The sequence below is a fragment of the Bradyrhizobium sp. AT1 genome, assembly GCF_001590795.1.
Taxonomy (GTDB): Bacteria; Pseudomonadota; Alphaproteobacteria; order Rhizobiales; family Xanthobacteraceae; genus Bradyrhizobium.
The window spans coordinates 4,691,852-4,710,271 of record NZ_JXDL01000001.1 but is presented as its reverse complement, the minus strand read 5'-3'; the positions used below and the strand labels follow the sequence as shown (position 1 = coordinate 4,710,271).

Annotated in this window: 15 protein-coding genes; 7 read left to right on the top strand and 8 right to left on the bottom strand. The window is 64.1% G+C overall.

The window, feature by feature from the left end; all coding sequences use genetic code 11:
* Positions 1-1,247 (top strand): fumarylacetoacetase (gene fahA / locus SE92_RS21855; RefSeq protein ID WP_063198263.1); only part of this gene is annotated, 1,247 nt, incomplete at its 5' end.
* Between the two features lie 139 nt (positions 1,248-1,386).
* Here fahA and SE92_RS21850 read toward each other — a convergent pair.
* Complete coding sequence (locus SE92_RS21850) at positions 1,387-1,698, bottom strand: DUF1272 domain-containing protein (protein ID WP_063198261.1); 312 nt, start codon at positions 1,696-1,698, stop codon at positions 1,387-1,389.
* Between the two features lie 71 nt (positions 1,699-1,769).
* Complete coding sequence (locus SE92_RS21845; RefSeq protein ID WP_063203692.1) at positions 1,770-2,249, bottom strand: Lrp/AsnC family transcriptional regulator; 480 nt, start codon at positions 2,247-2,249, stop codon at positions 1,770-1,772.
* Between the two features lie 121 nt (positions 2,250-2,370).
* Between SE92_RS21845 and hppD the strand changes: the two genes are divergently transcribed.
* Complete coding sequence (gene hppD, locus SE92_RS21840; RefSeq protein WP_063198259.1) at positions 2,371-3,486, top strand: 4-hydroxyphenylpyruvate dioxygenase; 1,116 nt, start codon at positions 2,371-2,373, stop codon at positions 3,484-3,486.
* Between the two features lie 192 nt (positions 3,487-3,678).
* On the opposite strand, the gene SE92_RS21835 is transcribed toward hppD, so the two are convergent.
* From SE92_RS21835 to SE92_RS21820, 4 genes are all read right to left on the bottom strand, one after another.
* Complete coding sequence (locus SE92_RS21835) at positions 3,679-4,788, bottom strand: CaiB/BaiF CoA transferase family protein (RefSeq protein WP_063198258.1); 1,110 nt, start codon at positions 4,786-4,788, stop codon at positions 3,679-3,681.
* 206 nt (positions 4,789-4,994) lie between these two features.
* Positions 4,995-5,795, bottom strand: a complete 801-nt coding sequence (locus SE92_RS21830) for an FAD binding domain-containing protein (RefSeq protein WP_063198256.1) — start codon at positions 5,793-5,795, stop codon at positions 4,995-4,997.
* Positions 5,796-5,810: 15 nt separating this feature from the next.
* Positions 5,811-8,153: a xanthine dehydrogenase family protein molybdopterin-binding subunit gene (locus SE92_RS21825; RefSeq protein ID WP_063198254.1), complete on the bottom strand. Its 2,343-nt coding sequence runs from the start codon at positions 8,151-8,153 to the stop codon at positions 5,811-5,813.
* An 85-nt stretch (positions 8,154-8,238) separates the two neighbouring features.
* Positions 8,239-8,724, bottom strand: a complete 486-nt coding sequence (locus SE92_RS21820) for a (2Fe-2S)-binding protein (RefSeq protein ID WP_018321562.1) — start codon at positions 8,722-8,724, stop codon at positions 8,239-8,241.
* Positions 8,725-9,636: 912 nt separating this feature from the next.
* Between SE92_RS21820 and SE92_RS21815 the strand changes: the two genes are divergently transcribed.
* The 4 genes from SE92_RS21815 (at position 9,637) to SE92_RS21800 (ending at position 14,265) form a co-directional block, all read left to right on the top strand.
* Positions 9,637-11,352: a PQQ-dependent methanol/ethanol family dehydrogenase gene (locus tag SE92_RS21815; RefSeq protein ID WP_157095612.1), complete on the top strand. Its 1,716-nt coding sequence runs from the start codon at positions 9,637-9,639 to the stop codon at positions 11,350-11,352.
* Between the two features lie 131 nt (positions 11,353-11,483).
* Positions 11,484-12,665: a c-type cytochrome gene (locus SE92_RS21810; protein ID WP_063198253.1), complete on the top strand. Its 1,182-nt coding sequence runs from the start codon at positions 11,484-11,486 to the stop codon at positions 12,663-12,665.
* A 108-nt stretch (positions 12,666-12,773) separates the two neighbouring features.
* Entirely contained in the window at positions 12,774-13,460 is a 687-nt protein-coding gene (locus tag SE92_RS21805) for a response regulator (RefSeq protein ID WP_063198251.1), read from the top strand.
* Between the two features lie 106 nt (positions 13,461-13,566).
* Entirely contained in the window at positions 13,567-14,265 is a 699-nt protein-coding gene (locus tag SE92_RS21800; protein ID WP_063198249.1) for a response regulator, read from the top strand.
* Positions 14,266-14,310: 45 nt separating this feature from the next.
* Here the strand turns inward: SE92_RS21800 and SE92_RS21795 are convergent, their stop codons facing one another.
* Together SE92_RS21795 and SE92_RS21790 are read right to left on the bottom strand one after the other, a co-directional pair.
* Positions 14,311-15,669 (bottom strand): hybrid sensor histidine kinase/response regulator, encoded by a 1,359-nt coding sequence (locus SE92_RS21795; RefSeq protein ID WP_063198247.1) that lies wholly within the window; start codon positions 15,667-15,669, stop codon positions 14,311-14,313.
* A gap of 10 nt (positions 15,670-15,679) precedes the next feature.
* Entirely contained in the window at positions 15,680-16,846 is a 1,167-nt protein-coding gene (locus SE92_RS21790; RefSeq protein ID WP_063198246.1) for an FIST N-terminal domain-containing protein, read from the bottom strand.
* Positions 16,847-17,112: 266 nt separating this feature from the next.
* Here SE92_RS21790 and SE92_RS21785 point away from each other — a divergent pair.
* On the top strand, positions 17,113-18,420 hold a 1,308-nt coding region (locus tag SE92_RS21785), incomplete at its 3' end, for a HAMP domain-containing protein (RefSeq protein WP_198172742.1).

The following is an 18,420-nucleotide window of genomic DNA, read 5'->3' as shown; positions in this document are numbered from 1 at the left end:
TCCGCTCCTTCATCGAGGTCGATCCTTCGTCCGACTTCCCGATCCAGAACCTGCCGTATGGCGTGTTCTCAACCGCGGCCAATCCGACGCCGCGCGTCGGCGTGGCAATCGGCGATTACGTGCTCGATCTCTGGGAGCTCGAGCAGGATTGCCGGCTCGACGTCGGGCCGCTCGGTGTGTTCTCCGACGGCTCGCTCAATCCGTTCATGGCGCTGGGGCCAAAAGTCTGGACCAGGACGCGGGCACGGATCAGCGAGCTCCTGCGCGCCGATCATCCGGAGCTGCGCGACAATGAGGAGCTGCGTAAGAGGGCGCTGGTGCCGATGCGCGATGCGAGGCTGCACATGCCGTTCGCCGTCTCCGGCTACACCGATTTCTATTCGTCGAAGGAGCACGCCACCAATGTCGGCGTGATGTTCCGCGGCAAGGACAACGCGCTGCAGCCGAACTGGCTGCATATGCCGATCGCCTATAACGGTCGCGCATCCACCGTCGTGGTGTCGGGCACCAAGGTGAAGCGCCCGCGCGGGCAGCTGAAGCCGCCGAATGTGGATGTGCCGAGCTTCGGTCCGTGCAAGCGGCTCGATTTCGAGCTGGAGATGGGCGTCGTGATCGGCCAGCCCTCGCCGATGGGCGGCATGCTCACCGAGCAACAGGCGGAGGAGATGATCTTCGGCTTCGTGCTGCTCAACGACTGGAGCGCGCGCGACATCCAGCAATGGGAATATGTGCCGCTTGGTCCGTTTCTCGCGAAGGCGTTCGCGACCTCGATCAGCCCGTGGGTTGTGACGCGCGAGGCGCTGGAGCCGTTCCGCCTGCAGGGGCCGGAGCAACAGCCCGTGCCGCTCGATTATCTCAAACAGGCAAAACCGCAGAACTACGATGTCGAGCTCGACGTTGCCTTGCGCGCCGCAGGCGCCAACGCGCCCGCCGGCATCAGCCGCACCAGTTTCAAATACATGTACTGGTCCTCGGTGCAGCAGCTGATGCACCACGCTTCCTCAGGCTGCGCCATGAATGTCGGCGATCTCCTTGGCAGTGGCACGATCTCCGGCCCGGAGAAGAACCAGCGCGGCAGCCTGCTCGAGATCAGCTGGAATGGCACCGAGCCGGTCGAGCTGCCCGGCGGCGCCAAGCGCTCGTTCCTGGAAGACGGCGACAGCCTGGTGATGCGCGGCTGGTGCCAGGGCAATGGCTATCGCGTTGGCTTCGGCGAGGTCGAAGGGACGATTCTGGCGGCGGAGTGATTGCCGCGTGCGAGGTCTCGTAGGGTGGGCAAAGCGAAGCGTGCCCACCATTCGTTGCGATAGAAAAAGAACGTGGGCACGGCGCTAACGCACCTTTGCCCACCCTACGGGACTGCCGCAACCTGACGGCGTCGAGAGCCTACCGCCTGTCCGGCGGCACGTCCCTGATCCGCGCGCAATGCGCGGCGACGTCCTCGACGCTGTATTTCAAATGCACCCGCTTGTCGGACGGCGCCTGCTTGGTCGTGCAGACGCCCGCCCGCCATTCCTGCGTCGGCCTGATCGGGCGCGGGGCAAAACCGCCGCCGCAATTCGGGCAGACGTTGAACAGCTTGCTCTCGACGCAGTGCGCACAGAACGTGCATTCATAGGAGCAGATCCGCGCATTCGTCGCATCCGGCGGCAGGTCGCAATCGCAATATTCGCAGTTCGGTCGAAGCTGGAGGGCCATGACAAATCTCCGGACGGATGCGGATCATCGCAGATCTAGCGTGGAGCGCGAATGACGTAGTTCCCTCGATTTCAGCCGGGCTTGATCTCCTTGAGCGGCAATCGCGAACTCTCCTTCAGCCTGTCGAGCACGATCGAGGAGCGCACATGTGCCACGCTCTGGTGCGGCATCAACACGTCGTTGACGAGGTTGGAGAGGCCCTTGAGATCGCGCAGCACGGCCTTGAGCACGTAGTCGGCATCGCCGGTCAGCGAATAGGCCTCCTGGATCTCGTCGATCCGGTTCACCAGCGCGCGAAAACGCTTGGAATTGTCCGGGGAATGGGTCGCAAGCCCCACCTGGATGAAGGCGATGACGCCAAAGCCGAGCGCCTCGCTGGAGAGGTCGGCGTGATAGCCAGCGATTACCTTTTCTTCCTCCAGCCGCATGCGCCGGCGCGAGCATTGCGAGGCCGATAGCCCGGCGAGGTCGGCGAGCTCCTGATTGGTGAGGCGGCCGTCGTCCTGGAGCGCACTGAGGATCTTGAGGTCGAAGGTGTCCAGGGAAATCATGTGCGGTTTGTCCATTTTGTGCACGGATCGTGCATATTATGCTGGAAACACGTCCCATTTGCACGCTCCTCGCGCGTCCCATGAAGGATAGTTCCTACCAGCCACCATTCGGGAGAACACCATGGGACCGTTTCCGCACGATGCACCGCCGGCCACTGTCAGCGCCGACAATCCGATGGGCACCGACGGGTTTGAGTTCGTGGAATATGCGCATCCCCATCCGGAAGAGCTGCACGCGCTGTTCAAGCTGATGGGCTATGCGCCCGTCGCGCGCCACCGGACCAAGACAATCACGGTCTATCGCCAGGGCGACATCAACTACCTCGTCAACGAGGAGCCCGGCACCCACGGCTATGAATTCGTCGCCGCGCACGGCCCCTGTGCGCCGTCGATGGCGTTCCGCGTGGTCGATGCGAAAGCCGCCTATGACCGCGCGATCGCGCTCGGTGCCGAGCCGGCCGATGTGTCCTCCACGCAGAAGACGCTGGACGTGCCCGCGATCAAGGGCATCGGCGGCAGCCTGCTCTATCTGGTCGATCGCTACGGCGCCAAGGGCTCAGCTTACGACGCCGAGTTCGAATGGCTTGGCGCGCGCGATCCGCGGCCGGTCGGCGCAGGCCTGTTCTATCTCGACCATCTCACCCACAACGTCCATCGCGGCCGCATGGATGTCTGGGCCGGCTTCTACGAGAAGCTGTTCAACTTCCGCCAGATCCGTTTCTTCGACATCGAGGGCCGCGCCTCCGGCCTGTTCTCGCGCGCGCTGACCAGCCCCGACGGCAAGATCCGGATTCCGATCAACGAGGATGCCGGCGATTCCGGCCAGATCGAGGAATATCTCAAGACCTATCGCGGCGAGGGCATCCAGCACATCGCCTGCGGCTGCCGCGATATCTACCGCACCATCGAAGGCCTGCGCGCGGCCGGCCTGCCGTTCATGCCGTCACCGCCCGACACCTATTTCGAGAAGGTCGACGCGCGGCTGCCTGAGCATGGCGAGGATCTCGCGCGTCTGAAGAAGAACGGCATCCTGATCGACGGCGAAGGCGTGGTCGAAGGCGGCCAGACCAAGGTGCTGCTGCAGATCTTCTCGGCCAATGCGATCGGCCCGATCTTCTTCGAGTTCATCGAGCGCAAGGGCGACGACGGTTTTGGTGAGGGCAATTTCAAGGCCCTGTTCGAATCGATCGAGGAGGATCAGATCCGCCGCGGCGTGTTGAAGGTGGATGCGGCGTAGGCTGCTTGTGAGGCGCGAATTGGGTCCACGTCACCGCCGTCGTCCCGGCGAACGCCGGGACCCATACCGCGTGATCCATCGATTGCGGTCGACAGAAGTAACGAACTCCGAGTCTTCGCCAAACTACTTCCTGTGGTTATGGGTCCCGGCGTTCGCCGGGACGACAGCGGAGGTTGTTGCAACAGCCCGGGTCTAACGCCCCGCCCACGCCTTTGTCACCGCCCCAATCTCCGCACCTTCCGGCTCGCGCACCGCCGACGGCGTGCGTGAGAATCTCGGCGCCGGCGCGGGCTGCTTCACGCCGTGACGCTCGATGAAGACGTTGCGGGCGACCATGTGCGGATGCTGGGTCGCCTCTGACATGGTCAGCACCGGCGCGAAGCAGATGTCGGTGCCTTCCATGATCTTGCACCAGTCCTCGCGCGTCTTGCTCTTGAACACCGCCTTGAGCTTCTCCTTCAGCGCCGGCCAGGCCTTGGGATTCATCTGCGCGTCGAAATCGGCGTCCGTCAGGCCCGCGTGCTCGCGCAGCAGCTTGTAGAATTGCGGCTCGATCGAGCCGATCGAGACGAAATGGCCGCAGGCGCATTCGTAGACGCCGTAGAAATGCGCGCCGCCGTCGAGGAAGTTCTGATTGCGGCCTTCGGTCCAGCGTCCCATCGTAGTCATGTCGAAGAAGAACGACATCAGCGAGGCCGCGCCGTCGCACATCGCGGCGTCCACCACCTGGCCCTTGCCGGACCTCGAGGCTTCCAAAAGCGCTGCGAGCACGCCGACGACGAGATAGAGCGCGCCGCCGCCGAAATCGCCGACGAGATTGAGCGGCGGCACCGGCGCTTCCTTGGTGCCGATGGCGGCGAGCGCGCCGGTGATGGAGATGTAATTGATGTCGTGACCGGCCGCGTTGGCGAGCGGGCCTTCCTGGCCCCAGCCGGTCATGCGGCCATAGACCAGCTTGGGGTTGCGCGCGAGCACGACGTCCGGGCCGAGCCCGAGCCGCTCCATCACGCCGGGACGAAAGCCCTCGACCAGCGCATCGGCGCTGGCGAGCAAATCGAGCACTTGCGCGATCGCCGCCTTGTCCTTGAGGTCGAGCTCGATCACCTTGCGGCCGCGGCCCGCCACCGACTTCATGCTCTTCTTCGCGCCGATCCGGTCGAGCGTGACGACCTCGGCGCCCATGTCGGCCAGCATCATGCAGGCGAACGGGCCGGGTCCGATGCCGGCGAATTCGACGATGCGGAAGCCCGACAGCGGGCCAGAGGTGCGGACGGAGGAGGTGGGGGCTGATTTGTCGAGCACGTTTTTGTTTCCTCGGGTCGCGGGCAGATGCCGATGGCTCGGCGATCGCCGCTGACCTTCTTTTTCGGAGAGAGTTAATCGGCTGATTAACTTTTCTCGCCTTCATGCCAGCGAGGCAAGCGGTTTTCATGCCGCACGGTCAAAATAAAACGGCGCGCACCGAAGTGCGCGCCGCGGAAAATTTGTGTCGAGACGCTGCGGCGAAATCAGCCTGCAGCGGCCACCGCGCGCTGCGCCATCACCTTGATGAGGTTGGCACGGTACTCCGCCGTGCCGTGGATATCGGCCAAGAGTCCGTTCGCCGAGATCGTCACGCTGTCGATCGCCGATGGCGACCAGTTCGCCTTCAGCGCGGCTTCGATCGCGGGCACCCGCATCACGCCGCTCTGCGAGGCCCCCGTGGCGGCCACCCGAACCTCACCCGATTTGGTCTGGGCGACGAACACGCCGGTCAGCGCGAAGCGTGAGGCCGGATGTCGCATCTTCTCGTAACCTGCCTTCGCCGGCACCGGGAACGACACGGCCGTGATGATCTCGCCGTCTTCGAGCGCCGTCGAAAACAGGCCCTGGAAGAAGTCCTCCGCCGCAATCGACCGCTTGTTGGTCTTCACGGTGGCGCCGAGCGCGAGCAGCGCGGCGGGGAAGTCCGCGGCGGGATCGTTGTTGGCGATCGAGCCGCCGATCGTGCCGCGATAGCGCACGGCAGGGTCGCCGAGCACCGAGGTGAGATGGGCGATCGCGGGGATCGCCTTCTTCACATCGGCATTCGTCATGATGTCGTAATAGATCGTGCCGGCCTTGATGGTCAGCGTATCCCCCGACAACTCGACGCCCTGCAGCTCCTTGATCTTGCCGAGGTCGATCACGTCGGACGGGCTGGCGAGCCGCTGCTTCATGACGGGCAGCAGCGTCTGGCCGCCGGCCAGAAACTTCGCCTCGCTGCTCTTGCCGAACAGGCTGACGGCCTCGTCGACTGAGGAAGCGCGATGATATTTGGTCTGGTACATCTTGGTTGCTCCCTCTTAAGCCGCGTGGATCGTGCGCCACACCCGGTCAGGGGTCGCGGGCATTTCCAGGTTGTTCTTGCCGATCGCATCCGTGATCGCATTGATCACGGCCGCGGAGGCGCCGATCGCGCCGGCCTCACCGCAACCCTTGATGCCCAGGGGATTGCCCGGGCACAGCGTCGTGGTGTGGGAGAGGTTGAACGACGGCACATCGTCGGCGCGCGGCATGGCGTAGTCCATGAACGAGGCCGTGACCGGCTGGCCGTTGGCATCGTAGATCGCGTGCTCGAGCAGCGCCTGCCCGATGCCCTGGACAAGGCCACCATGGACCTGGCCCTCGACGATCATCGGGTTGATCAGCCGGCCGAAATCGTCGGCCGCGACGAAGTTGACGAAGGAGGTCTTGCCGGTGCCGGGATCGACCTCGAGCTCGCAGATATAGGTGCCGGCCGGGAAGGTGAAGTTGGTCGGGTCGTAGAAGGCGCTCTCCTTCAGGCCCGGCTCCATCCCGTCAGGCAGATTGTGCGCGGTATAGGCCGCGAGCGCGACCATCGGCAGGGCGATCGCCTTGTCGGTGCCGGTCACCTTGAACTCGCCGTTCTCGATGACGATGTCGGCCTCGGAAGCTTCCAGCGCATGCGCCGCAATCTTCTTGGCCTTGGATTCCATCTTCTCCATCGCCTTCAGGATCGCGGTGAGGCCGACGGCGGCCGAGCGCGAGCCGTAGGTGCCCATGCCGAACTGCACCTTGTCGGTGTCGCCATGGACGATCGAGACCTGGCTGATGGGCACGCCGAGACGCTCGGCGACGAGCTGGCAGAACGTGGTCTCGTGTCCCTGGCCGTGGCTGTGCGAGCCCGTGAGGATCTCGATGGTGCCGACGGGATTGACGCGCACCTCGGCCGATTCCCACAGGCCGACGCCGGCGCCGAGGCTGCCGACCGCCTTCGACGGCGCGATGCCGCAGGCCTCGATGTAGCAGGACACGCCGATGCCGCGCAGCTTGCCTTGTGCCTTGGCTTGCGCCTTGCGGGCTGGGAAGCCCGCATAATCGATCGCCTTCATCGCGGCATCGAGCGAGGCGTTGAAGTCGCCGGTGTCGTAGGCCATGATCACGGGCGTCTGATGCGGGAACTGGGTGATGAAGTTGCTCCGGCGCAGCTGGGCCGGATCGACCTTGAGCTGCCGCGCCGCCGTCTCCATCAGGCGTTCGATCAGGTAGCTGGCCTCGGGGCGGCCCGCGCCGCGATAGGCGTCGACCGGCGTGGTGTTGGTGTAGACGCCGATCACCTCGGCATGGATCGCCGGGATGTTGTACTGGCCCGACAGCAGCGTCGCATAGAGATAGGTCGGCACCGAGGACGAGAACAGCGACATGTAGGCGCCGAAATTGGCGTAGGTCTTCACCTTGAGGCCGGTGATCTTGTTGTTGGCGTCGAAAGCCATCTCGGCATGGGTGACATGGTCACGGCCATGCGCGTCGGTGAGGAAGGCCTCGGTGCGGTCGCCAGTCCATTTCACGGGACGGCCGACCTTCTTGGAAGCCCACAGCGCCACCATCTCTTCCGGGTAGATGAAGATCTTGGAGCCGAAGCCGCCGCCGACGTCGGGGGCGATCACCCGCAGCTTGTGCTCGGGCGCGATGTTGTAGAACGCCGACAGCACGAGGCGGGCAACGTGCGGGTTTTGCGAGGTGGTGTAGAGCGTGAAATGCTCTTCTGCAGCGTCGTAATCGGCGAGCGCCGCGCGCGGCTCCATCGCGTTGGGCGCGAGGCGGTTGTTGGTGACGTCGAGCTTGACGACATTGGCGGCCTTGGCGAAGGCGGCATCGGTGGCGCCCTCGTCGCCGATCACCCAGTCATAGACCTGGTTGCCGGGGGCCTCGGGATGGAGCTGCGGCGCGCCTGACTTGATCGCCGCCTGGACGTCGGCGACGGCCGGCAGCTCCTCATAGTTCACGACCACGGCTTCCGCGGCATCGCGCGCCAAATTCTTGCTTTCGGCGATCACGACGGCGACGGCCTGACCGACGAAGCGCACCGTCTCCGGCGCCATCGCCGGCCACGCGCCCATCTTCATCGGGCTGCCGTCCTTGGAGGTGATGGCCCAGCCGCAGATGAGGTTGCCGACCTTGTCGTCGACGATCTCTCGGCCCGTGAGCACGGCGACCACGCCCGGCATCTTGAGCGCGGCAGAGGAATCGATCCCCTTCACCTTGGCGTGGGCGTGCGGGCTGCGGATGAAATGGGCATGGGTCATGCCGACCATCTTGATGTCGTCGACGTAGCGGCCCTTGCCGGTAATGAAACGCTTGTCTTCCTTGCGCACGACGCGTGCGCCGATGCCTTCAACACCCATGGCTGGTCCTCCCGACCGGAAATTTTATGGCTGCGCTGTCCTTCGAGAGCGGCAGCGGTGATTTGTTCTACCGAGGCGCGCCGACTTACTCGGCCGCCTGCGAGACCTTCATGCGACCGGCTGCATCGAGCACGGCCTTGACGATGTTGTGGTAGCCGGTGCAGCGGCAGATATTGCCTTCGAGCTCGGTGCGGACGGTGGCCTCGTCGAGCTGACCGCCGTGACGGTGCACGATGTCGATCGCCGACATGATCATGCCCGGCGTGCAATAGCCGCATTGCAGGCCGTGATTGTCGCGGAAGGCGGCCTGCATCGGGTGCAGCTCGTCGCCCTTGGCGATGCCCTCGATGGTGGTGATGCTGGCGCCGTCGGCCTGGCCGGCCAGCATGGTGCAGGATTTCACCGCGCGGCCGTCCATGTGCACGACGCAGGCGCCGCACTGGCTGGTGTCGCAGCCGACATGCGTCCCCGTGAGGTTGAGGTGATCGCGCAGCAGCTGGACCAGCAGCGTGCGGTCCTCGACGTCGACAGCAACGGCCTTGCCGTTCACTGTCAGTTTGACTGTAGACACGGTGGAGTCCTCCCGAATGTTTGTAGTTATTCCAATTAGAAACAGCGCGATGAAACTTTGCAACTGGGATTTTGATTGCCGGTTGTCACGAAACGGTCGCCGAGACGCCGCGATCCGACAACAGTGATCCGTGCCGCTGCCAGTGCATGGCGCGACTTGTCCGAAAACTGCAAGGAAATGGTCTCTCGTCTCCCGCGGCGTCTGCTCTGCCATCGCGCTAAGGCTGCTCGCCCGCGGATGCCGGTCCTGGCGCCGCCGATTGTCTCTCCCTTGGGACTCTTTGTCGTCGTTGCGCAAATAGGAGCACGACCGGGCCCCTTTGTAACCGCGATCTTGGTAGTAGGATTTTGCAAGATAAGCCATTGATTTCATTGTGACGTTGATTGGCTGACGTGCGCCGGCCGGCGTGGCGGAGCCCGCCGGGAGATGGGCTGCCCAAGTCCGCCTGTTCTCCCTGACGAGAGGTGGACGAGAAGAACCAACTGGGAGATGGCTTTGCCGACCGAGCGCCATCGTCGCGCGGGAGGCCGGCCGATCAAAAGCGACCCGCAAACGACATGGCGACATCGATGGATCTCGCGGCGCCGGCGACCATCCGCCGCGGTCGCACCGCTGTCGTGATTTGCAGCCGGGGTCGATACCGATTTTCGACAGCGCGACCGGATGGCTGCACGATGCTGCCGCAATCCGTTCGCCGTTTTTGAGCTGCCGACAAGCGACAAGAAGCGAGCGCAGACAACGAGATGAGCGGTCAAGCCTGACAATGATTTGCACTACTACCTTCCGCCTATACTAAGCGCGAAAAGGCGATGCTGTAATTTCCGTGATGGTTCGCAGTCGAACTGCGTATCGAAAAGCGCAAAAGCGCATCAGCGCCCAACGGGCGCGCAAAGCAACATCACGGAGGGAATCATGACCTTTGGAACGAGGGGCTTCTTGGCCGGCATTTCGATGATCGCGATGCTCGGCGCCGGCACGATTGGCGTTCACGCCAACGATTCACTGCTCAAAGCGCAATCCGATGCCAATCAATGGGCGGTCGCGGGCCACGATTACGCCAACACGCGATTCAGCCCGCTCAACCAGATCAACGCCGAGAACGCCGGCAAGTTGTCGCTTGCCTATTCGTTCTCGCTTGCATCGCTGCGCTCGAACGAATCCTCGCCGATCGTCGTCGGCAACACCCTGTACGTCTCGACGTCATGGGGCCCGAAATACGTCTACGCGCTCGACGCGGCGACCGGCGCGCGCAAATGGACCTACGAGCCGGAGATTCCGGACGACGTGCTGCAATACGCCTGCTGCGACGTCAACAATCGCGGCGTCTCCTATGCAGACGGCAAGATCTTCGTCGGCCGTCTCGATGGTAAGTTGACCGCGCTCGACGCCACAACGGGCAAGGCGCTGTGGACCACGAAGGTGGTCGATTACAAGCAGGGTTCGGTGATCACCTCACCGCCGCTGGTGGTGCGCGACAAGGTCATCACCGGCTTCGGCGGTGGTGAGTACGGCGTGCGCGGTTCGCTTCAGGCCTTCGACATCAACACCGGCAAGCTCGCCTGGCAGACCTATACCGTTCCGGCGCCGGAGGAGCCCGGCGGCGACACGTGGAAGGGCGATTCCGCCCAGCATGGCGGGGGCGCGGCCTGGCTGGTGGGCTCTTACGATCCCAAGACCGACACCGTGTATTGGGGCACCAGCAATCCCGGTCCGTGGAATACCGGCGTCCGCTCGACCGGCGACGGCAATTTCGGCAAGCTGACCAACCTCTACACCGCCTCGACGCTCGCGCTCGACCCCAACACCGGCAAGATCAAGTGGCATATCCAGACCACGCCCGCCGACGCCTGGGACTATGACGGCGTGAACGAGGCGGTGCTCGCCGATCTCAATATCGGCGGCAGCAACGTTCCGGCGCTGATGAAGGCGGACCGCAACGGGTTCTTCTTCGTTGCCAATCGCGAGACGGGCAAGGTTCTCTCGGCGGAGAAGTATGTCTTCTCGAACTGGGCGCAGAAGTTCGACCTCGCCACCATGCGCGCGGTCGAGGATCCCGACAAGCGTCCTGGCCCCGGCCATCCCGCCAAGGACATCTGCCCCAATCTGATCGGCGGCAAGAACTGGCAGCCGATGTCGTTCAATCCGCAGACCGGCCTCGTCTACATTCCCTCCAACAATGTCTGCATGGATTGGTCGGTGAGCGACGTCGCCTATAAGCGTGGCGTGTTCTATCTCGGCGCCGAATTCCCGACCAAGGAAGGTCCCGGCGGCTTCCTCGGCGAGCTCGTGGCCTGGGATCCCGTCAACCAGAAGAAGGTCTGGTCCATCAAGGAAGACCTGCCTTTCAACGGCGGTACGCTGACCACCGGCGGAGGCCTGGTGTTCGCCGGCAACATCCACGGCGACTTCCGTGCCATCGATGCGAAATCCGGCAATGTGCTCTGGAGCAAGAATCTCGGCTCTGGCATCGGTGCGGGCCCCGTGACCTACATGGTGGACGGCAAGCAATACGTCGCCATCGTCGTCGGCCGCACGGCGGCGCTGCCCGCGTTCCTGGGCGAGGTTGGCAAGAAGATGACGGCTGCAGCTCCCGAGGGCGGCTCGCTCTTCGTATTCTCCGTCCAGTGACGACTGGCGCGTGTATCCCAGAGGTGACGGGATACACGCGCTCTTTTCCCACAGAGTGATCGCGCCGTTGCGGCGCAGGCCGGACCTTGTCGCAACGTCAAACCAACCATGCCCAACCGCGGGAGATCAGGATGCGCTCAAATTGTTCTGGCATCGGCAATCGCAGACGTCGCGCCATCGCAGCTTTCCTTGCGTGTATCGCCGGTCCGGCGCTCGTCGTGCCGGCCGCCACGAGCCGCGCGGACGAAGTGAAGCCGTTCCGGCTGTGCGCCGACCCGACCAATCTCCCGTTCTCGAGCAACAGCCCCTCGCAACCCGGCTTCTATGTCGAGCTGGGCCAGGCGTTGGCACGGACACTCGGGCGGCCGATCGCCTATGATTGGTACAAGTCGTATTTCGGCAAGCGCACCGTCCGGGTCACCCTGCTCGGCAATCAGTGCGACGCCATGATCGGCCTGCCGCGCTCCGAGGATTTCATGGGGCCGGCCGTCATCTTCTCGAACACGATTGCGCGTGAAGGCTACGCCCTCCTGACGGCAAAGGACCGGCCGATCTCCGGGATCGACGATCTCCGGGGCAAGCGGGTCGCCGTGCAGTTCGCCAGCACGCCGCAAAACCTCCTGGCGATGCGTGACGACATCCAGAAAGTGACGGTGCTGTCGCCCGAGGAAGGCATGCAGGCGCTCGATCGGGGCGCAGCCGACGTCGCCTTTATCTGGGGACCCGTGGCCGGCTGGCTGAACAAGACCGTCTACCAGGATCGCTATCGGCTTCAGCTCACCGAAGGCGAAGGTCTGTCGTGGGACGTCGCGATCGGCTTCGCGAAGGCCTCGACGGAACTGCGCGACCAGATCGATGCGGTCTTGCCGGACCTCGAGCGTACCATCGCCGATCTTAAGGTGAAGTATGGCCTGCCGACCGGTCAGCCGCTCCGCTTCAGCGCCGTGCAGACCCCACTGGGAACCACGACTGGAGCCGGCACCGGCGTGGCGCAACAGGCCAATGTTGTCGCGACCGAGACCAAGGGCGATGCGCTGGGATCTAATGTCGAAGCTGTCGGCACCGGCAAGGAGATCTTCAACGGCACCTGTGCGCATTGCCATGGTCCCGACGCGATCCAGAGCGAGCGGAAGATCGATCTGAGGCTGCTGCGCCACCGCTACGGGGACGAGATGCGCGAGAAGTTCTGGACCACGGTGCATGAGGGGCGTCCGGCCAAGGGCATGCCGTCCTGGAAAGAGGTCTTCACCGACGGCCAGTTCGACACCATCTACGCCTTTCTGCTGACGGTTCAGACCGAATCGGACGACTGAATGGTCTTGACCGGACAGCATCGGGCAGATGTTCTAAGGTCCGTTTCGCATCCATCGGCACAACCGTCCGATGGATGCGCCCGCGCGATGGACCCCGGGGAAGGCGCCATGACCAGCTTCCTGATCATCGACGATCATCCGCTGTTTCGCGAGGCGCTTGGCAATGCCGTGCGGCTGGCGCTGCCGGAGGCCCGTATTCTCGAAGCGGTGTCGATCGAGGACGCCTTGCGGGTTCTTTCGGTCGAACGGGGGATCGACCTTGCCCTGCTCGATCTCTCGCTTCCCGACGCAACCGGTTTCTCCGGCTTTCTCCGGCTGCGCGAGACCCATCCGCGCTTGCCGATCGCCATCGTCTCGAGCGAGGAGGACCAGCATGTGGTCCGCGAGGCGCTGGCGCTCGGTGCCGCCGGCTATCTGCCGAAATCCACCTCCAAGCGCGAGCTCGCGCAATCGATCGAAGGCGTGCTCGGCGGATCGGTGTCGGTGCCGAAGGATTTCGTGGCGGCGCCACAGCGGAAGCGGGCAGACAGCAGCAAGGCACTCGGGGTCAAGCTTCGCGAGCTTACCCCGCAGCAGCTTCGCGTGCTCGATCTGCTTCGTCGCGGCTATCCGAACCGGCAGATCGCGCAGGAGCTTCAACTCGCCGAATCGACCGTGAAGGCACACATCACCGAGATCCTGCGCAAGCTTGGACTGTTCAGCCGCAACAAGGCGATCGTCGAGGTCGGCAAGGTCGACTTGCCGGATCCGCGGCAGCGGCCGCACGCAAGGATCGATCGGGGGAGGCCGCAATGAGCGGCCTGTCCGATTTGATCTGGATCAAGCCGGTTTGCGCCGGAGGCCGCATGCTCGCCGGCCTGACGACTGACTTCGGTGACGAGCTGGGAACGGCCCAAACCTGATGCGGTTTCTGATTGTCGAAGATCATCCGCTGTTTCGCGAGGCGCTCGAGGGAGCGCTGCAAATGGCGACGCCGGATGCCGACATGCTTCAGGCCACCTCGATCGACGGTGCGCTCGACCTGTTGGCGTCGAGATTCGACATCGACCTCATTCTTCTCGACCTGTCGATGCCGGGGACGACGGGACTGTCCGGCATCATCCGCATCCGCAAGGCGTTTCCGCGCATTCCCGTGGTCATCGTGTCGGGGCACCAGGACGCGCAGATCATCTCGGGCGCATTGTCGCTCGGCGTCTCCGGCTACATTCTCAAGTCCTCGTCCAAGCAGGAGCTGGCGCATGCAATCAGCGAAGTCGTGCGCGGCGCAGTCTGTCTGCCGGCTGCGTTTCGCGCGCTGGCCCGCCCCCAGCGGTCGCCGCTCGCGGCCCAGGAGCTCCTGAAGCGGCTTCACGATCTGACGCCCCAGCAATTGCGTGTCCTCGAGATGCTCAAGCGCGGCCTGCAGAACAAGCAGATCGCTTTTGAGCTGAAGATCTCCGAGACCACCGTGAAGGTTCACGTCTCCGATATCCTGCGCAAACTGAATGTACTGAGCCGCACCAAGGCGATCGTCGAAATGTCGAAGATCGATTTCGCGACGCTGGCGGGCTCGGGTGCGGCCACCAAGCGCGACCGCGCCCGGACCGATCCGCAGGCCTGATGCTGCCTGCTTCGCCTCGCGCCCGATGCGGCGACAGGTGACGAACTAGCTCAGCAGGAACGACAGCAGCGCGCGCATTTCCGCCGGCCGGATCGGCTTTTTCAGCACTTCCAATCCGTAGCGGTTGGCTTCCGCCGCGGCCTTCTCGGAATAATCCGCCGTGATGATCATTGCCGGCACGTCCGAAGTCAGTTGCTGCCGGATGCGCTCGACGGCCGACAATCCGCTTTCACCGTGGTCGAGATGGAGATCGGCGATGATGGCGTCCGGCGTGCCGCCCAGCTCGCTCAAGCGCTGGGCGGCGTCCGCGGCGGATCTCGTGGTCGCGACGTCGCAGCCCCATCCTTCCAACAAGGCGGCCAGCGCCTCCGCGCCCGACGCGTCGTTCTCGATCAGCAGGATCTTGGCCCCTCCCAGACCGCCATAGTGCAGATCGGCGGGCTTCATTTCATGGAGATCGTCGCTGACATCGGCGCGATCGGCCTGCTCCAGGTCGAGCACGAATGTCGATCCCCGACCGACATGCGACGACAGCCGCACCTCGTGCCCGAGCGCCGTCGCGAAGCGGCGTACGATCGAAAGGCCGAGACCGAAGCCGGCCTGGTCGGTCGCGCTGACGTCGCCGCGCTGGAATTCCCGGAAGATCGCCTCCTGCTGGGCTTGTGCAATTCCGGGTCCGGTATCGGAGATCTGGATCGCGATGCCGTTGCCGCGCCGTCTGCATCCCATGATGACGCCGCCGCTGCTTGTATAGCGGATCGCGTTGGCGAGCAGGTTTTGCAGGATCCTCCGCAGCATCATCGGGTCGGACAGCACCGCGAGCGGCGAGCTGCGGACGCGCAGGGACAGCCCCTGCCTCCAGGCGATCGGCTCGAACTCGTTGCGGAGCTGATCGAGCAGCGGCCCGATTGCAATCGGCCGCACGTCGGGCCGGAGCGCGCCCGCATCGAGCTTGGCGATCTCCAGAAGCGAGCGCAGCAGGTCTTCCAGTGTCACCAGGGACCGGTCGACCTGGTCGATCAGCACGCCCGCTTCCTGCGACTCCATCATCTCGGTGAGTGCCGACAGGGTCAGGCGCGCCGCGTTCAGCGGCTGGAGCAGATCGTGGGTGACCGAGATCAGCACGGACGATTTCAGCGAGCTCGCAGCTTCCGCCTGCTGCTTGGCGCGGTAGAGGCCTTCGTTGGCCCGCTCGACCGAACGCAGAGCGTCCCGCAATTGATGCGTCCGGTCGCGGACCTGGTGGTCGAGCGCGATCGCGGTTTCGAACAGCGAGAACGCGTTGAGCTGCTGATCCATCGACCGCTCGACGCGGGACATCAGCGCCGCATTGATCTTCTTCAGCTTGACGGATTCCCGCCGAAGCTGCTCGATCGTTTCCCCGTCCTGCCAGGTCTCTGCCACGTCGGCTCCGTTACGTCGGCCGCCTGCCGATGGCGACGCCGGTGAAGGTCTGGTTCACGTGCATCGAGCCGAACTGTTCGCCGTAGGTATGAAAGCCGACGACGCGGTTCTGCCGGTACAGCTCGGACATTTCGCGTGAGAGCTGGTGCTGCTCGGCGTCCAGCCGGCGCAGCAGGCATTCGAAGCCGATATAAAGAGAGACATCACCGATCTGCTCACGGGTTTCCGCGAAGGCATCCTGGGTGGCTCCGACCAGGCTGCCCGAGGTTGCCGTCGTCAGCACCATGCCCTCGTCGATCGCGCAGAAGAAGCGCAAGGAGCCGTCGGGATCCACGCGCTGGATCGACCGTGCGTAATAGGACCCGCCGACCCGGACCAGCACCGGATGGGATGCGAAGGAGAACGGGTCGAGCTTGGCGTCGATGATTCCAACCGCACGGGAATATTCCGAGGCGGCAGGCTCCGCGTTCAATTCCTTGACGACCCGCTGCTCGATATCGGCCTCGGTGACCACCATCTTCTGCGCGGTCGGCTCGAAATTGTCGCATTTGAAGACGCGGAATGGCAGCGACGTGTTGAGGAGAATGAGGAGAGCCGCATCGGTGTGGGCCCTGCCGTCGAAGAACACCCAGGTCCTTTCGAAGCGCAGGCCGTCGCCGGCCGACCCGCCGACGATCGGGATATTGTCGAGCGAGGCGTAGATGGCGGACATCACGGCCTCTTCGCGGCGGCACATGCCGTCGATCAGCACCAGGCCGAACGGGTTGCCGCCGCTGACCTCCGAGGTGGCCCGCAGCAATTCGTGGCGAAGCTCGCTGCCGATCCGGCGGCCGTCCTCGACATGGAAATTAGCGAGATTCAGGATCGGCCGGACCACGGCGCTGAAATCGGCCCGGCTGAACGTCAGCGCGACAACGCTGTTCTCGTCCCAGCCGTCCGGCGCCAGTTCGCCAGCTGTCGTGCAGCCGCAGACCGGCGTGTCCGCGAAATGTCTCGTGATCTCGGCGATGAACCGATGGGGATCGTAGCGGGGAGAGAGGAAGACCAGGACCAGGGCCAGCTCGTCGGACGGAAGCTGGGCGACGAGCTCGGCAACGGCGTCATCGACGGTCGGAGCTTTCGATTTCGCGACCGCAACGCCGGACGAACCGTCAAACCGAAGATCGGCCTGCCCCACTTCGTTTCTCTCCTCAAGGACGCGCTTGGTCTGTTGCCAAGATCTTCCGTCAAGTGCCGAAAACAGTAGGGCTTTTTCGCTCTAGCCGCAACAAAGCCGCGCGGTACCCGGTTCGGACCGGAAGCTGCCGAGCTGGCGCTGGTACAGCCGTTGATTGCGAGCCGGGAGGAATTTACCACCCCTTATCAATTCTGCCCTAGTTTTGCGCAGTCGGATCTGGGGACAGGGCGCCCCCGGATCAGGGCTGAATGAAAATGGGGGTGGGAATGTCCGGGCGTATCGCGTCGCCGTCGAAGCGCACAATATTTCCGACTCTCAGGTTCCGCGCCAAGATCATCCTCGGTTTTGCCGTCGTGCTGGCGATCTCCGCCGGCAGCATGGCCTTCTCCTATTTCGGCTTCGAGCGCGTTTCGGAAGGCGTCGGATCCTACCGTAGCAGTGTCTCGGAGGCCGATCTTGCCCGCAATATCGATCGCGAACTGCTCGGCTATCGCTCCGCCGCCCGCTACTTCGTGGTGACCGGTAAGGAGGACGACGCCAAGGCGGCGCTGGACGCCGAGGCCAGCCTGAAGAACGCCATCGATCAGGCGGTCAAGAATGCCAGGAAGCCGGCGCGGCTGGAGAGCCTCAACAAGCTCGCCAAGGAGTTTGCCAATTTCTCGGCGACCTTCGCCAAGATCTTGCAGGCCAAGCGCGACAGCGCGCTGCTGGTCCAGAATCAGCTTCAGCGCAACGCCAACCTGCTGAAATACAAGCTGGACGACGTCGGCAACAACGCCTCCGACTCCGAGGCGCAGGCGATCGAATTCGGCACCAAGCAGGTCAACGCCCAATTCCAGACCGCGAGTGCGGCCGCAAGCAATTTCATCCTCAACTCCGACCAGGCTGTCGGAGCCAGTGCGATGGCGCGGCTGAAGTTCGTCGAGAACTCGCTCGGCGCGGTCTATTCCATGGACGACAAGATCGTCACCGGCCTGAAGGAGGCAAAAGCGTTTCTCAGTGCTTATCGCGAGGCGCTGGAGAAGCTGATTGCGCAAGCCAAGCTGGTCGACGACCTCGTCACCGAGATGAGCGGTTCGGCCGGTGCCATCCTGCAAGGCGCCACCGCCATGAAGGCGGACCTCGTCGCCGAACAGCAACGGCTGGACTCGGAATCGGAAGCGACCATCGGGCAGACCGAGCACCTCGTTCTGATCCTCGCCATCGGCGGCACGCTGCTGGGCGTGGTTCTCGCCTTCCTGCTCGGCACGGGCATCTCGCGTCCGATGATCGCGATGTGCAAGGCGATGCGCGAGCTGGCCTCGGGTAATTTCGACGTCGTGCTGCCGGGTCTCGGCCGCAAGGACGAGATCGGCGAGATGGCCGGCGCGGTCGAGGAGTTCAAGGTTCAGGCGGTGGCCAAGGCCGAGCGCGATGCCGCCGCCAGCGAGGTCCAGAATCGGGAGCAGGCCGCCAGCCGCCGCGCCGAGCTGATTCGTTTTGCCGACGATTTCGAGAGCGCGGTCGGCGCCATCGTCTCCAACGTCTCGGCCTCGGCCGTGCAGCTGGAATCGGCGGCCTCGACGCTGACCCGG

Excerpts from the sequence above, each read along its gene's own strand:
- SE92_RS21850 (WP_063198261.1), bottom strand. The coding sequence starts at position 1,698 with ATGGCCCTCCAGCTTCGACCGAACTGCGAATATTGCGATTGCGACCTG.
- SE92_RS21845 (WP_063203692.1), bottom strand. The coding sequence starts at position 2,249 with ATGATTTCCCTGGACACCTTCGACCTCAAGATCCTCAGTGCGCTCCAG.
- hppD (WP_063198259.1), top strand. The coding sequence starts at position 2,371 with ATGGGACCGTTTCCGCACGATGCACCGCCGGCCACTGTCAGCGCCGAC.
- SE92_RS21830 (WP_063198256.1), bottom strand. The coding sequence starts at position 5,795 with ATGTACCAGACCAAATATCATCGCGCTTCCTCAGTCGACGAGGCCGTC.
- SE92_RS21825 (WP_063198254.1), bottom strand. The coding sequence starts at position 8,153 with ATGGGTGTTGAAGGCATCGGCGCACGCGTCGTGCGCAAGGAAGACAAG.
- SE92_RS21815 (WP_157095612.1), top strand. The coding sequence starts at position 9,637 with ATGACCTTTGGAACGAGGGGCTTCTTGGCCGGCATTTCGATGATCGCG.
- SE92_RS21810 (WP_063198253.1), top strand. The coding sequence starts at position 11,484 with ATGCGCTCAAATTGTTCTGGCATCGGCAATCGCAGACGTCGCGCCATC.
- SE92_RS21805 (WP_063198251.1), top strand. The coding sequence starts at position 12,774 with ATGACCAGCTTCCTGATCATCGACGATCATCCGCTGTTTCGCGAGGCG.
- SE92_RS21800 (WP_063198249.1), top strand. The coding sequence starts at position 13,567 with ATGCGGTTTCTGATTGTCGAAGATCATCCGCTGTTTCGCGAGGCGCTC.